This window comes from Heyndrickxia sp. FW510-T9, assembly GCF_058781025.1.
The window spans coordinates 1-15,585 of the sequence record NZ_JBYSWK010000016.1; the positions used below are offsets into that span (position 1 = coordinate 1).

The following is a 15,585-nucleotide window of genomic DNA, read 5'->3' on the forward strand; positions in this document are numbered from 1 at the left end:
TTAATATCCTTACTTTGTTCAAGAATGAAAAACCTTTATAAGTGAAAATGCCTTGAAACTAAGTCCGGATTAAAAAATATAGCCATTTACGAAAAACAACAAGTTAAAATCGGCTTTTGAATTTTAATAAAAATTTCCTTATTTAAACATTAGAGGGAGTTGTTGTGACCATAGAAGGTAATTGAGAAAAAAATTACTGATGGATGAACCGATGGAAATAGTTAAAATTATCATCAACAATCTGGCTTGAAAAACTCGATTTGGTTTTAAAAGCTTTTCAAAATTAAGTGCTTGTACTGACCAAAATGTAATCCCTATGAAAAAAATGTGTACGATAATACTTATTAAAGCTTGTTGTCCAAAATCGGCTATCATTATCTATGCTCCTTTTTCAATCATTGTAAAAAACACCCTCTGCAAAACAGAAGGTGTTTCTTATTATATTAGAAGCGGTTTTCAGCAACATTTATACGATTTATCGCACGCTTGAGTGAAAGTTCTGCACGTATAAGATCAATATCATCTGTTTTAGCTTGAATTCTCTCTTCGGCACGAACTTTTGCTTCTTTTGCACGTTCGATTTCAATGCTTTCTGATTTTTCAGCTGTTTGAGCTAAAATGGTTACTTGTTCAGGTCGCACTTCTAGAAAACCGCCACTTACTGCTACGAGCTCAGTGTCGCTGCCTTTTTTTAACCGAACAGCGCCAATTTGAAGTGGAGCTACGGTAGGAATGTGTCCAGGTAAAATACCTAGTTCACCGCTTTGCGCCTTTGTAATCACCATTTCCACATCTGAACTATACACTGGGCCGTCTGGAGTGACAATACTGACTTTCAATGTCTTCATCTTTGATCCTCCTGGTCCCTTATTATACCTCTACGCCCATCTCTTTAGCTTGTTTAATAACATCCTCAATTGTACCTACAAGACGGAATGCATCTTCAGGTAAATGATCGTATTTACCTTCTAGAACTTCTTTAAATCCGCGAACTGTTTCTTTTACTGGAACATATGAGCCTTTTTGGCCAGTAAATTGTTCAGCCACGTGGAAGTTTTGCGATAAGAAGAATTGAAGACGACGAGCACGAAGTACGACAAGTTTATCATCATCGGAAAGCTCATCCATACCTAAGATTGCAATAATATCTTGCAATTCTCTATATCGTTGTAAGGTTTGTTGCACTTGACGGGCAACATTGTAATGCTCTTCACCAACAATCTCAGGTGAAAGTGCACGAGAAGTTGAAGCTAATGGATCCACTGCTGGGTAAATACCCATTTCAGACAATTTACGCTCCAAGTTCGTTGTAGCATCTAAGTGAGCAAATGTTGTAGCTGGAGCAGGGTCAGTATAGTCATCTGCTGGTACATAGATAGCTTGAATAGAAGTTACTGAACCAACGTTTGTAGATGTAATACGCTCTTGTAATTGACCCATTTCCGTTGCAAGTGTTGGTTGGTAACCAACGGCAGAAGGCATACGTCCTAATAGGGCAGAAACCTCAGAACCTGCTTGTGTAAAACGGAAAATGTTATCGATAAAGAACAATACGTCCTGTCCTTGCTCATCACGGAAGTATTCTGCCATAGTAAGACCTGTTAAGGCAATACGCATACGTGCACCAGGAGGCTCGTTCATTTGTCCAAATACCATAGCTGTTTTCTTGATAACTCCAGAATCCTTCATTTCATAATAAAGGTCATTTCCTTCACGAGTACGTTCTCCAACGCCTGCAAATACAGAAATACCACCATGTTCTTGAGCGATGTTATTAATCAATTCTTGAATTAAAACTGTTTTACCAACACCGGCACCACCGAAAAGACCAATCTTACCACCTTTAATATAAGGAGCAAGCAAGTCTACAACTTTTATACCTGTTTCAAGAATTTCTACTTCTGTAGAAAGTTGATCAAATGTTGGAGCAGTTCTATGAATTGGATCACGGCGAATACCTTCAGGAAGTTCTCCGTCTAAATCAATCGCATCACCAAGTACATTGAATACACGGCCTAATGTTACGTCCCCAACTGGAACCGAAATTGGCTTACCAAGATCCGCAACATCCATACCACGTTGAACACCATCTGTAGAAGACATAGCAATTGTACGAACAGAATCATCACCTAAGTGAAGAGCAACTTCTAAAGTTAGATTGATGTCAACTTCAGTAGATGACTGCGCTTTATATTGAACATTTAACGCATTGTATATATCAGGGAGTTGACCATTTTCAAACTTAACGTCAACAACTGGACCCATTACCTGTAGAACGTGTCCTTTGTTCATCTTTTTACCTCCTATCTTGCATTAAGGCGAACAGAATGTCGCCTGAGCTTTTCTTTACTAAAATTGGCCTTAAGGCAATTCTTTTCTATTCTAGCGCAGCTACACCGCCAACAATTTCTGTAATCTCTTGCGTAATTGCTGCTTGACGAGCGCGGTTAAATTGTAGTGTATAACTGTCGATAAGCTCTTTCGCATTATCGGTAGCATTTTTCATTGCCGTCATACGTGCGGCATGTTCACTTGCCTTACCGTCTAATAGAGCACCATAGATTAAGCTTTCAGCATACTGAGGAAGAAGTACCTCTAATATTTCTTCTGGAGATGGCTCAAATTCATATGAAGTAAGCTTTTTACCAGAACCTATATCAGTTAAAGGAAGCAACTTTTTCTCGGTAACATCCTGCTGAATGGCATTCACATAATGGTTGTAATACATATATAACTCATCAAATGTTTGATCCGCAAACATCTGAACAGTTTTACTTGATATCTTCATAATATCTGCAAATGATGGCTGATCAGGTAATCCGACTATATTCAAAACAACATTTTCATTGCGTTTTTTGAAGTACTCATAGCCAACTCTACCAATTGCAATAATAGCGTATTCATCTTTCGATTTGTGACGGTCTTTAATAGTATTGGATACTAAACGTAAAACACTACTATTATATGCACCAGCTAACCCTCTATCAGATGTAATAACCAAATAGCCAGTCTTTTTTAACGGACGTGAAACTAGCATTGGGTGTGCAATATTACTACCAAGTGCAACATTTGCTACAACATCTTGGATTTTCTCCATATATGGAACAAATGATTTTGCGTTCATTTCGGCCCTATTTAAAGCAGAGGCTGAAACCATTTGCATTGCCTTTGTAATTTGGCTAGTTTTCTTCGTTGAAGTTATACGAGATTTCAAATCACGTAAGGATGCCACTAATTCTCACCACCCTTTTTTTAAGTAAAGAGGTCCCATAAGTGAAGACACCAATACATTTCGAAATAAAGAGCAAATAGTAACTCTTACATATTGAAGTATGGTGCTACACTGTTTTTTGGGACTGCCCTCATTTTCTATACATTATTCAGACTTTGCAAAAGTCTTCTTGAATTCGTTAATAGCTGATGTCATATCTGCGTCTTCTGCTAATTGACCTGTTGTTCTAATTTGTTCTAACAATTGGGCACGATTATGATCTAACCAAGAATAGAAATCTGTTTCAAAACGAACAATGTCTTGAACAGGGATATCATCTAGGAAGCCTTTTGTTAATGCATATAGAATCATAACTTGCTTTTCAACTTTAATTGGTTTATTTAAATCTTGCTTTAATACTTCTACAGTACGAGCACCACGAGCTAGCTTTGCTTGTGTAGCTTTATCAAGATCTGAACCGAATTGAGCAAATGATTCAAGCTCACGGAAGGACGCTAAGTCAAGACGAAGTGTTCCGGCAACTTTTCTCATCGCTTTAATTTGGGCAGAACCACCAACACGAGATACAGATAAACCTGCATTGATCGCTGGACGTACACCCGAGAAGAATAAGTCAGATTGTAAGAATATTTGTCCATCAGTAATGGAAATTACGTTTGTTGGAATATATGCTGAGATATCCCCAGCTTGTGTTTCAACAAATGGTAATGCAGTAATTGAACCCGCACCTTTTGCATCACTAAGCTTAGCAGCACGTTCCAATAAGCGTGAATGAAGATAGAAAACATCCCCTGGGAATGCCTCACGGCCTGGAGGGCGACGTAATAATAAGGAAAGTTCACGATATGCAGATGCTTGTTTTGATAAATCATCATAAACAACTAATACGTGCTTGCCATTATACATAAACTCTTCACCCATTGTTACACCTGCATAAGGAGCTAAGTATAATAATGGAGCTGGTTGCGCTGCAGATGCAGTTACAACGATTGTATAGTCTAATGCACCATGTTTACGAAGGGTTTCAACAGTCTTACGTACAGTTGATTCTTTTTGTCCAATCGCAACATAGATACAAATCATATTTTGATCTGCTTGATTTAAGATTGTATCAATCGCAACCGTTGTTTTACCTGTTTGACGGTCACCAATGATTAATTCACGTTGTCCACGTCCAATAGGCACAAGAGCGTCAATCGCTTTAATACCTGTTTGTAGTGGTTCGTGAACGGATTTACGATCCATTACTCCAGGTGCTTGCCCTTCAATTGGTCTTGTTTTTGTTGTATTAATAGGTCCAAGACCGTCTACAGGTTGTCCTAATGGGTTTACAACACGTCCGATTAATTCTTCACCAACAGGTACCTCCATGATACGTCCAGTACGACGAACTTCGTCTCCTTCTTTGATATCACGGAATGGTCCTAAAATAACGATACCGACATTGTTTTCTTCAAGGTTTTGGGCAAGACCCATTACACCATTTGAAAACTCAACTAGCTCACCAGCCATGGCATTGTCGAGACCATGAGCACGAGCGATACCATCACCTATTTGAATAACAGTACCAACATCGCTAACTTTCATTTCAGACTGATAATTTTCAATTTGCTTTTTTATCAGCGCGCTGATTTCTTCAGCTTTAATGCTCATGAATTTCACCCCTCATTTCTTAACTAATTAACTCACGTTTAAGACGATCAAGTTTCCCGTGTAAGCTTCCATCAAAAATACGGTTGCCTATACGAACCTTTACACCGCCAAGTATGTTTGAATCAATAATATTTTCGATATTTAATGACGTCTTTCCGACCTTTTTCGCAAAAACAGATGAGATAGCTTCACTTTCACTAGCAGTAAGTGGACGAGTAGAATAAACAGTTGCTTCTGCAATTCCACGTTCGTCATTTACAAGTTCTAGAAAACTTTCTGCTACAGCTTCCATTTCATCTACACGATGTGACTCAGATAGTAACATTAAAGTATTTAATACATAAGGTGAAGTTTTTGCGAAAACTTCTTTTAATATTTCTTTTTTCTTTTCAGATGAAAACTTTGGTGATTTTAAAAGACTTTTAAAATCAGCGTTTTCAGCAAGAGCTTTTTTAACTTCACGAATCTCTATTTCATACTGATCTAATTGACTGTTCTCTTTAGCCAGCTGGAAAAGCGCCAATGCATAACGTTTTGCTACCGCACTCATCGCTTTTCTCCTGCCTCTTGAATATAATCATTAATAAGCTTTTCTTGGTCCTGAGCACTTAATTCCTTCTCAATCACCTTAGAAGCAATTAAAACGGATAGGGATGCTACTTGCTCTCTTAACGCAGCAACAGCTTTTTCTTTTTGTTGCTCAATCTCAAGTTTCGCTGCTTCTTTAATGCGTTCTGATTCTTGACGGGCAATCGCAATAATTTCTTCGCGCTGAATATCCCCTTGCTTTTTCGCATTTTCTATCATTGTTTGTGCTTCCACGCGAGCTTCTTTTAAAATAGAGCGTTGTTCTTCTATTAATTTATTTGCTTCAACTCGGCTCTTTTCAGCCGCTTCAATTTCATTTGCAATATGATCTTCACGTTGTTTCATGATGCCCATTAACGGCTTCCATGCAAAGATCTTAAGCAATACTAGCAAAACTATAAACATGATCAGCTGGAAAAGAATATCGCCTGTATTCAAATGTCCATGTGCAGCCAATCCTAGTACAAAGCCACTCGTTAACACTGATTATTCACTCCTTCCAGAGTTGTTGTTCCTATTCCCTTTGATGGGTAGTTCATTAAATTATCCCTGATTATTCAGGATGTTTATCGGGTTTTTACCCTTTTTATCTATACTCATTATCCTTATTATTACTCTACATAAAGGAATGGCGAAGGATTTTTCAAGTAATCTTCGCCATTTTGAAAATGTAAAAACTATTTATTAACAACCATGAATCCGATAACAACCGCGATAATAGGAATCGCCTCAACTAACGCAATCCCGATGAACATAGTTGTTTGAAGCATTCCACGTGCTTCTGGTTGACGTGCAATCCCCTCAACTGTACGACCTACGATAAGACCATTACCAATACCGGCACCGATAGCGGCTAAACCGATTGCAACTGCTGCTGCTAGTAAACCCATTATAAAGTTCCTCCTTCAAATGTATAAAAAATTTATAGTTTTGATATTTACCCTGTATTTTACTACAGGTTATATTAATGGTCGTGGCTAACTTTATGAGCCATATAAACCATTGTTAACATGGTGAAGATAAAGGCTTGAATTGAACCTACGAAAATCGAAAATCCTTGCCATGCAAGTGTCGGGATAATAGCTCCAATTATACCTCCCGTAGAAGTTGCAAGACCTGCAGAAAGTAGACCTAATAAAATCTCACCTGCATAGATATTACCGTAAAGACGCAAACCTAATGTTAATGTATTTGCGAATTCTTCGATAATTTTTAATGGAAATAGTAACGGAATTGGTGAAAAGAATCCTTTAATATAACCAGATAAACCTTTTCGCTTCACACCATAATAATGTGTCAAGCCTACAATCATAACAGCCAACGTTAAGGTTATGACTGGATCTGCTGTTGGTGATTTCCACCAAAGCGTACCGTCAATGACGATGTTAAATGGAAGACCTAGCATATTGGATACAAAGATATACATGATAAGAGTAATTCCTAAAATATGAAATGCTCCACCGGTTTTCCAATCCATATTGCTTTTAATAATATTTTTAACAAAGTCCATAACCCACTCCATGAAATTTTGCATCCCAGTAGGCTTCATAGCTAGTCTCCTTGTAGAAACAACCGCTATAATAAAAACAATTAAAGTAGCAACTGTAATCATAAGGACATTTGCTAAGTTAAAATAAAGACCTAAAAACTGCACCACAGGCGCTTTATGTTCCAACCGAACTCACCTCACTTTCCGCTTCCTTCGTGATTGGATAGTTAGGATAATAAAATCTATCATAATGACGACGTGAGAGGTCATTAATCCCAAAATAACACTAAATACATTGAATGTAACCGGATAGCGTAAAGCCATTAACACACTGACAACAGAGGTTCCCATCCTAACTAATGTCCCCAAAGACTTTGCAGGACGCTTTTCACTTACTACAGCATCGCTGAAACGTTTTGTTTTCCTCATTGTTAACCAATGGTTGTATAGGCTAACAGATGTACCAAGAATCAAACCTAAAAAAATGGAATGATAGGGGGTAAAGCCCCAACCTAAAACGAGGAGGGATAAAAGAAACAGCATAATCTTGCGATGCCTGTTAAATAATTGTTGGAGTTCCGGCATGTCTTTCTAATCTCCTAAAAGAAATGTCGGACTGTTTGAAGCATGGCCCATATACCTGTTACAAGGCCAAGGAGTAGTCCGATTATTAAGAATAGTGGTTCCAAATGAAAATACCCATCTAACCATTTTCCGCCAAAAATCCCAATTAATATAGATCCTACTAATTGAGAAAGTATCGTAGCATATAAGGTCATTGCATGGTAAGGATTCTTGTCCTTTTTTCCCATCATCACGTCTCCACTTTTTAAGAATATTTCACAAAATATTCTTATGTACAAATGATAGAAAAGAAAATTTTCATGTCTTTGAAAACAATTGAAAACCCTATCATTCTATACCCTCAATTAGCATACAATAGGGCAAAATTAATGTCAACGTGTTTCTGTGAAAAACAGAGCAAGCAAAATAAACAGAGTAATAATTGTCACAAATTCATCAAATTTTAAATATTATAATTTTGTCACTAAATTTCGGATAGAGACTCCACTATCTCTAATCCCATTTTAGGAGGAAATTTCAAATTTATCTAGAACTTATTTTTTCCAGTTTTGTATTGATTAGTCTTTATCTTTCTCCTCTAAACTTTGCAACGGAATGGACCATTCCTCAAAATCCTCTTCCCCTCTATTTTTGGCAAATGCCACAGCTGTCAACTTCCTTAAATAACTATACTTTGGCAACTGTACCTGATTTTCTAACATTCCTGCTCCGACATGGTTCTTTACATCCAAAAAGCCCTTAAAGGACATTGTTTCAGAATCAAATAAAGCAATCCCAAATGCTTCTGCACCCATTGGTAAATATGCCTCATATCTTATATATCCCTTATTATCCCCAGGAACAATGGTGAATCCCATTATGCGTGGATAACTTGGCTCTTTTACTGCAAATAAATAGGGGAGCTCAATTTTTTGACTACCAGCTTCTAGTAATAAACTCCCATCTAGCATTTCTTTTTCTCTATGAAAGGGTCTTGTTAATACAACTTTAATAGAGAGATTCTTTTCCTCTTTCGGACCGAGAGTAAATGATCGAGGTAATTCCCATCTAATATTTTGGTCAAACTTTTTTATGTCAAATCGATAGTCAATAGGGGAGCTCGACATGTTTTTAACTGTTATTTTACTTGTTCGGTAATTTCTATCCTGTTTTAATATCCCAAATGAAAGACTTCCCGGAATTACTAATGATTCGCTATTGATCGCCTCTTCAACTTGAATCCTGCCAGCTCCTTGCTCAAAAACTTTATATCGACTTTCATTCTGATCGAAAAGGGATTTTGCGGTATTCATTAGTGCAGATTTAATTTCTGACGGCGTCCAAGTTGGATGTACTTGTTTAATAAGAGCAGCGGCACCTGTAACATATGGAGCAGCCATACTTGTTCCTTGAAGCTCTGTATAACGCCCATACGGAATAGTACTTTTTATCGCTACTCCAGGTGCAGTTACATCCGGCTTAACAGACCAATTTACGGTCACTGGACCACGGGAGCTAAAATCCGCCAACAAATCCGTTTCCTTTTTGTATATGGTTGTTGCTGTTAGTGTTTTACGTTTTACTTCCAAGCGGACCTTCTCCGCTACTTCCTTTGAAATTGACGCTGCAGGAATCGGGCAATTTTTATCAATCATTCCAGCAAATTCACCATTTGTATTATTATACATTATTACCCCTATTGCCCCAGATTTCGCGGCATTGTTTACTTTCTCTGTAAACGATATCCCGCCTCGCTTTATTAAAACAACTTTTCCATTTGCTTCTCTTAGTTCTTCCATTCTCCCCATTCCACCATCCCCTACAAGAACTGTATGATCCAAGTTCCATTCCTTGCTTCCTTGTAAAAGAGAAAGTTGAATGTTTTCTTTTAAATTCGAAATCCTTATATACGGAGTAATTAAGGTAGGTGTAGAAGCACCAACAGATATCGCACTTTCAGATGTACCAGGAGAGCCGACAGTCCACATATTCGGCCCAGAATTGCCATTGGAAGTTACAGCAACAACTCCTTTTGCAACTGCTTTATTTAATGCCATACTGACTGGCAAATCAGGCCCATTAATATTGGTACCTAAGGAGAGATTAATAATATCCATTTTATCCTTAATACTTTGCTCTATTGCAGCTAAAACCTGATCTGTTGTTCCGGTTCCACCTGGTCCTAATACACGATATGAATATAAATCAACCTCAGGTGCCACCCCCTGCATTGTACCATTAGCTGCGATTATTCCCGCCACATGGGTTCCATGAATGGTCATTCCTTTTTGATCCATCGCTTCCATTGGATTACGATCTCCATCCACAAAATCATAACCACCTTTATAGCTTCCTGATAAATCTGGATGATTGTAATCGATTCCCGTATCAATTACCCCAACTTTGATTCCCTTCCCTGTTAACCGATTTCCATATTGATCAAAAATTCCTCTAGCATTTTCTGTACCTATTAATTGGTTGTTTTCGCTATTCGTAAAATCTGTTGTATATACATTTGATTCGAATACAGCTTTTACTTTATTAAATCTTTTCGCAAAACGTACTAATTCTTCCTTCTCACCTTTTAACGAGAATCCGGTAAATGCTTCGGTGAAAAGAAACCTGATTTTCAATGTATGAAAGCTTGAAATGAATTCTTTAATAGCTTTTTCATTTGGGGGCTCAGTTGTAGAAAATATCATGGTTGTTTCTTCATTTGAAGATTGTCTTGGATAAGGAGGTATCTTCCAGGTTTGCGCATTGGAGGAGTGCATCGTTCCTATAAACATATAAGTAAATAAAACGAGTATCCATATTTTTTTCATATTATCTTCCTTTTTATTCTTAGCTTTTCACTTATGAATTGGAATATTCATTATTATCTTCCCTCCTTTCACGTGTTAATGTTGATCCTCGGACAACATTTATCTTAGGAAAAAACTAAGGGTTAAGTGATTTCATCTATTATTGAAATGAAAAAGGGTACTAGGTTTATTCACCTTGTACCCTCTTTAAAATATTCTCGAATGGCATCCACTATACGTAGTGAAGCTTGTCCATCACCATATGGATTTGACGCTTTTGCCATTTTATCATGCTCATGTTGATTGGTAAGTAATTCTGTCGCTAACTGATAAATGGTTTCTTCATCAACCCCAGCGAGCTTTAATGTTCCAGCCTCAATTCCTTCTGGCCGTTCTGTTGTATCACGCAGAACGAGAACAGGAACCCCTAAAGATGGTGCTTCTTCTTGGACACCACCAGAATCAGTTAATATTAAGTAGGCATGATTTGCAAAGTTATGAAAGCCGATAACATCTAATGGCTCTATTAAATGAATACGGGGATCATTTCCCAATATTTCATTCGCTAATTCCCTGACAGCCGGGTTCAGATGAACAGGATAAACAACTTGAACATCCGATTGTTCTTGGACGATCCGTTTAATCGCACGAAACATATTTCTCATTGGTTCTCCAAGATTTTCACGACGGTGAGCTGTAAGTAAAATTAAACGGTTGTTACCTACTCTTTCAAGAATTTCATGAGTATATTCAGTTTTTACGGTTGTTTGCAGAGCGTCAATTGCTGTGTTACCCGTTACATATATACTTTCTTTCCCCTTATTTTCAGAAAGCAAATTTTGCGCTGATTTTTCAGTTGGAGCAAAGTGAAGATCCGCAAGAACCCCTGTTAACATGCGATTCATTTCTTCCGGATATGGTGAAAATTTATTCCATGTACGAAGTCCTGCTTCGACATGTCCAACTACAATTTTATTGTAATATGCAGCTAAACTTGCTACAAATGTTGTGGTGGTGTCACCATGAACAAGTACAATATCTGGTTTTACTTCTTTCATTACTTTCTCAAGGCCAGTAAGACCTCTAGTAGTAATTTCGCTTAACGATTGCCGATCCTTCATTATATTAAGATCATAATCTGGGGTTATCTGAAAAACAGCAAGAACCTGATCCAGCATCTCGCGGTGTTGCGCCGTTACCGTTACAATGGATTCGAACTCCTCAGAGTTTCTTTGTAATTCAAGAATTAAAGGGGCCATTTTAATTGCCTCAGGTCTTGTGCCAAAAATAGTCATGACCTTGATTCGTTTATTCATAATCGTTAGTCTCCCTTAAGAAGGCTTCTTTTTATTTATGGCTGTTTTCATATAGATTTTTAGCTGTTCGTAATTTTTTTAAATCGTAATGCTGATTTGACTTTGAGGCATCTTTTCTTAAAAAGATGATTCATTTTTAACCCGAAATAAGGATGTTCATCAGATTTCCGTCTAAAAAAGCAACATAGTTTAAGAAAAGAGCCTTATACCAATGTTATTTGGTTCCGAATAGTCGATCTCCTGCGTCACCTAAACCCGGAACAATATAGCCGTGATCATTTAACTTTTCATCTAAGCCAGCAATATAAATATCAACATCATCATGTTCTTGCTTGATTGCCTCTACTCCTTCTGGGGCGGCAATAAGACACATAAATTTAATGTTTTTTGCTCCACGTTTTTTTAAAGAATTGATCGCCTCCACTGCTGATCCTCCGGTCGCAAGCATTGGATCGACAAGGATAAAATCTCTCTCCTCTACATCGTTCGGAAGCTTGGCATAGTATTCAACAGGCTTCAATGTTTCAGGATCACGATAAAGACCAATGTGACCTACCTTAGCCGCAGGAATGAGCTTTAATACACCATCTACCATTCCAAGTCCAGCACGCAAAATCGGAACAATTCCAATTTTTTTCCCTGAAAGTGTTTTTGCTTTTGCTTTACATACTGGTGTCTCAATCTCAATCTCTTCAAGATGCATATCTCGAGTAATCTCAAATGCCATCAGAGTAGCAACTTCGTCGACTAATTCACGAAATTCTTTAGTTCCTGTATTTTTATCACGGATGATGGTTAGTTTGTGTTGAATGAGAGGGTGATCGATTACATAAACATTACTCATGAATGATTCTCCTTTTTATGTATTAAACATATTATTATCGTACTTCATTTCACCAATCCAATTTTACACGAAAAAGGAGTTAGACCTCAAGGGTTGACCTCCTTGAGCTAACTCCAAATAGTAATTTTGTTATATAAGAAATAATAAAATTTAACTATGTAGATAAATTTTCAAAAAGTTATCTACGTCTAGCTTCAGCGCCTATCGGCTAGCAGATTTCTACGTCTCCTCCCTACGATAAGTCAACATCAGTTCGTGAACTACCTCACTGTGTTTCCTTTATCTCAGTCGAAGACTACGAAATCCGTACGCCGATGAGCAAGTCGCTTCCGCATTTGATATTATTTATTTGGATAAAGCGAAAACTTGCTTGTAAGTTCAGCTACACGAGTGCTAGCCTCTTCTAATTTTTCCACATTATCATGATTTTTTAATGTGAAGGCGATTAGGGATGCGATTTCATCCATTTCTTCAAGACCAAATCCTCTTGATGTAACAGCAGCAGTACCGATACGAATACCGCTTGTTACAAATGGACTTTCCGTTTCAAATGGAATGGTATTTTTGTTAACCGTTACGCCAATTTCATCCAAAACTTTTTCTGCAACTTTTCCAGTGATGTTTAAAGAACGAACATCTACTAATAGAAGGTGATTATCCGTACCTCCGGATACAAGGTTTAAGCCTTCCTTCTTTAAAGATTCCGCTAAACGTTTCGCATTCTCTACCACTTTTTCAGCATAGTCTTTAAAGCTATCTTGAAGTGCTTCCCCAAATGCAACCGCTTTTGCAGCAATGACATGCATTAGTGGACCACCTTGGATACCAGGGAAAATGGATTTATCAATTTTCTTTGCATATTCTTCTTTACATAAGATCATTCCGCCGCGAGGGCCACGTAATGTTTTATGAGTAGTAGTTGTAACGAAATCTGCATAAGGTACTGGGCTTGGGTGAATTCCCGCAGCGACAAGACCGGCAATATGAGCCATGTCCACCATTAAATATGCGCCAACTTCATCCGCAATTTCACGGAATTTCTTAAAATCTATTTCACGAGGATAAGCACTTGCACCAGCTACAATTAATTTCGGTTTATGTGTACGTGCTTTTTCCAAAACATCATCATAATTAATACAGTGTGTTGTTTCATCTACACCGTATTCAACAAAGTTATATTGAATACCGCTAAAATTCACAGGACTCCCATGTGTTAAATGTCCGCCATGTGATAAGTTCATTCCTAGAACGGTATCTCCTTGCTCTAGAATAGTAAAATAAACTGCCATATTTGCTTGTGCGCCAGAATGAGGTTGTACATTGGCATGCTCTGCGCCGAAAATCTCTTTCGCACGATCACGTGCAAGATCCTCTACAACATCTACGTATTCACAGCCACCATAATAACGGCGACCAGGATATCCTTCAGCATATTTATTTGTTAACACTGATCCTTGCGCTTCCATAACTGCTTCACTTACAAAGTTTTCAGAAGCTATTAATTCAATTTTTGACCGTTGACGACCAAGTTCGTCGGAAATAGCTTGATAAACTGCTTTATCTTGTTGGGCAATGTTGTTCATCTTAATCCCCCTTGTGCAAATATCAGTATGAAAATACTTTTTTATTCTAACATAATTTTTTGAAAGATGGCGATGATTTTGGAATGTTTCATTTATAATAAAAATCGCGGTCTTTCCCATTGGAGATTTATAGTTGTCGTGTGATGGATACAAGTCTAAAGTCATGATTTGCGGGATTAAACGCTAAATTGACAAGATTATTACATAAAATAACGAAATTAGCTGAATAGGGGAGGGTTGGACAAAGTAGAAAAATAAAAGGAGATTCTGCAATTTAGCAAAACCTCCTTTTAAAGCGATTATTCATATACTGCTCGTACGCCGCCAATTAGCTTCGGACGTGTTTTCGCTAAGGTGACATGCGCAGATCCAATTTGATTTATCGAGGCACGGACAGGAATCACCACATGTTTTAAATGCATTCCTATAAAGGTATCTCCTATATCAATTCCTAATTCAGCTTGTATGAATTCGACTAGTAGTGGATCCTCAAGATGTTCATATGCATAAGTCGCCATTGCCCCGCCCGCTTTTCTGACCGGAATAACAGCTACCTCTTCCCAGCCTTTACGCTCCGCTACTTTTCTATCTACAACAAGCGCACGGTTTAAATGCTCACAGCATTGAAAGGCAAGATGAATCCCATGTTTATTAGCAAAAGAATAAAGGTTATTGTAAATTAAAGAGGCTACCTCTAAGGTTCCCGAGGTGCCTATTCTTTCTCCTATTACTTCGGAAGTGGAACAGCCAATTACCAAGATCTGACCTGTCTTAACTGTAACTTGCTGAGAGAAGTCATTTAAAATGGTTTGTAACTCCTTCTCTATTTGTTGTAATTCACTTGTCATAACGGGAAGCCCCCTTATTTATAAGTGCTTTTCCTCATAGTTTGTTAATTTTTCAATACGACGTGAGTGTCGTCCGCCTTCGAATTCTGTTGTCAGCCATACTTTTGCAATTTCTCTAGCAAGTCCCGGGCCAATAACTCTTTCTCCCATCGCTAACATATTACTATCATTATGCTGACGAGTTGCCCTTGCACTGAATACATCATGTACTAAGGCACAACGAATCCCTTTTACTTTATTCGCGGAAATACTCATGCCGATACCGGTTCCACAAATTAAAATACCTCTATCAAACTCCCCGTTTGCAACCTTTTCGGCAACAGGAAGTGCATAGTCAGGATAATCAACTGAATCCTCACATTCACAGCCAAAATCCTCATATTCAAGACCCATTTCTTCTAGTAGTGCTTTCATTTCTTCACGAATATGAATTCCACCATGATCAGATGCTAATGCTATTTTCATTTTGTAATCCCCCGTTTCTTATTCTTCCTTAATTTTTACATAAACAGATGAAAATATAAATAAGAAAGTACTATAGACTTATCGCTTTGTGAGTTTATAAAAGGACACAGATTCCCTTATTTTTAATAAATCACCTAAATTTAAGGGATAAGCGGACACAGAGTACGCTATGTATGAAAAAACTATAGGAAATCACTGC

At 37.7% G+C, this 15,585-nt stretch carries 17 protein-coding genes; all 17 read right to left on the reverse strand.

Going from position 1 to position 15,585, the window contains the following annotated elements; all coding sequences use genetic code 11:
* Positions 1-138: 138 nt before the first annotated feature.
* Complete coding sequence (locus tag AC3WJF_RS10390) at positions 139-375, reverse strand: DUF1146 family protein (RefSeq protein WP_492451831.1); 237 nt, start codon at positions 373-375, stop codon at positions 139-141.
* 68 nt (positions 376-443) lie between these two features.
* Positions 444-848 (reverse strand): F0F1 ATP synthase subunit epsilon, encoded by a 405-nt coding sequence (locus tag AC3WJF_RS10395; protein WP_492451833.1) that lies wholly within the window; start codon positions 846-848, stop codon positions 444-446.
* 22 nt (positions 849-870) lie between these two features.
* Entirely contained in the window at positions 871-2,292 is a 1,422-nt protein-coding gene (atpD, locus tag AC3WJF_RS10400; RefSeq protein ID WP_492451835.1) for a F0F1 ATP synthase subunit beta, read from the reverse strand.
* An 85-nt stretch (positions 2,293-2,377) separates the two neighbouring features.
* The gene (gene atpG / locus AC3WJF_RS10405; RefSeq protein ID WP_492451837.1) at positions 2,378-3,232 is read right to left on the reverse strand and encodes an ATP synthase F1 subunit gamma; all 855 of its coding nucleotides are present in this window, start codon (positions 3,230-3,232) and stop codon (positions 2,378-2,380) included.
* Between the two features lie 144 nt (positions 3,233-3,376).
* Complete coding sequence (gene atpA / locus AC3WJF_RS10410) at positions 3,377-4,885, reverse strand: F0F1 ATP synthase subunit alpha (RefSeq protein ID WP_492451839.1); 1,509 nt, start codon at positions 4,883-4,885, stop codon at positions 3,377-3,379.
* Between the two features lie 19 nt (positions 4,886-4,904).
* Complete coding sequence (locus tag AC3WJF_RS10415) at positions 4,905-5,435, reverse strand: F0F1 ATP synthase subunit delta (RefSeq protein ID WP_492451841.1); 531 nt, start codon at positions 5,433-5,435, stop codon at positions 4,905-4,907.
* Positions 5,432-5,956: a F0F1 ATP synthase subunit B gene (atpF, locus tag AC3WJF_RS10420; RefSeq protein WP_492451843.1), complete on the reverse strand. Its 525-nt coding sequence runs from the start codon at positions 5,954-5,956 to the stop codon at positions 5,432-5,434. Before atpF ends, AC3WJF_RS10415 begins: the two co-directional genes overlap by 4 nt.
* Positions 5,957-6,150: 194 nt before the next feature.
* On the reverse strand, positions 6,151-6,363 hold the full coding sequence (gene atpE / locus AC3WJF_RS10425) for a F0F1 ATP synthase subunit C (RefSeq protein ID WP_492451845.1): 213 nt from the start codon (positions 6,361-6,363) through the stop codon (positions 6,151-6,153).
* Between the two features lie 74 nt (positions 6,364-6,437).
* Positions 6,438-7,148, reverse strand: a complete 711-nt coding sequence (atpB, locus tag AC3WJF_RS10430; RefSeq protein ID WP_492451847.1) for a F0F1 ATP synthase subunit A — start codon at positions 7,146-7,148, stop codon at positions 6,438-6,440.
* 6 nt (positions 7,149-7,154) lie between these two features.
* Positions 7,155-7,547: an ATP synthase subunit I gene (locus AC3WJF_RS10435; RefSeq protein WP_492451849.1), complete on the reverse strand. Its 393-nt coding sequence runs from the start codon at positions 7,545-7,547 to the stop codon at positions 7,155-7,157.
* Between the two features lie 14 nt (positions 7,548-7,561).
* Complete coding sequence (locus AC3WJF_RS10440) at positions 7,562-7,774, reverse strand: AtpZ/AtpI family protein (RefSeq protein ID WP_492451963.1); 213 nt, start codon at positions 7,772-7,774, stop codon at positions 7,562-7,564.
* Positions 7,775-8,104: 330 nt separating this feature from the next.
* Complete coding sequence (locus tag AC3WJF_RS10445; protein ID WP_492451851.1) at positions 8,105-10,351, reverse strand: S8 family serine peptidase; 2,247 nt, start codon at positions 10,349-10,351, stop codon at positions 8,105-8,107.
* 170 nt (positions 10,352-10,521) lie between these two features.
* Entirely contained in the window at positions 10,522-11,646 is a 1,125-nt protein-coding gene (gene wecB / locus AC3WJF_RS10450; RefSeq protein ID WP_492451852.1) for a non-hydrolyzing UDP-N-acetylglucosamine 2-epimerase, read from the reverse strand.
* Positions 11,647-11,860: 214 nt separating this feature from the next.
* Positions 11,861-12,490, reverse strand: coding sequence for a uracil phosphoribosyltransferase (upp, locus tag AC3WJF_RS10455; protein WP_492451854.1), 630 nt, complete (start codon positions 12,488-12,490; stop codon positions 11,861-11,863).
* 341 nt (positions 12,491-12,831) lie between these two features.
* Positions 12,832-14,073, reverse strand: a complete 1,242-nt coding sequence (glyA, locus tag AC3WJF_RS10460) for a serine hydroxymethyltransferase (RefSeq protein ID WP_492451856.1) — start codon at positions 14,071-14,073, stop codon at positions 12,832-12,834.
* 299 nt (positions 14,074-14,372) lie between these two features.
* On the reverse strand, positions 14,373-14,921 hold the full coding sequence (locus tag AC3WJF_RS10465; protein ID WP_492451858.1) for a TIGR01440 family protein: 549 nt from the start codon (positions 14,919-14,921) through the stop codon (positions 14,373-14,375).
* Positions 14,922-14,939: 18 nt separating this feature from the next.
* On the reverse strand, positions 14,940-15,386 hold the full coding sequence (gene rpiB / locus AC3WJF_RS10470) for a ribose 5-phosphate isomerase B (protein ID WP_492451860.1): 447 nt from the start codon (positions 15,384-15,386) through the stop codon (positions 14,940-14,942).
* Positions 15,387-15,585 lie beyond the last annotated feature (199 nt).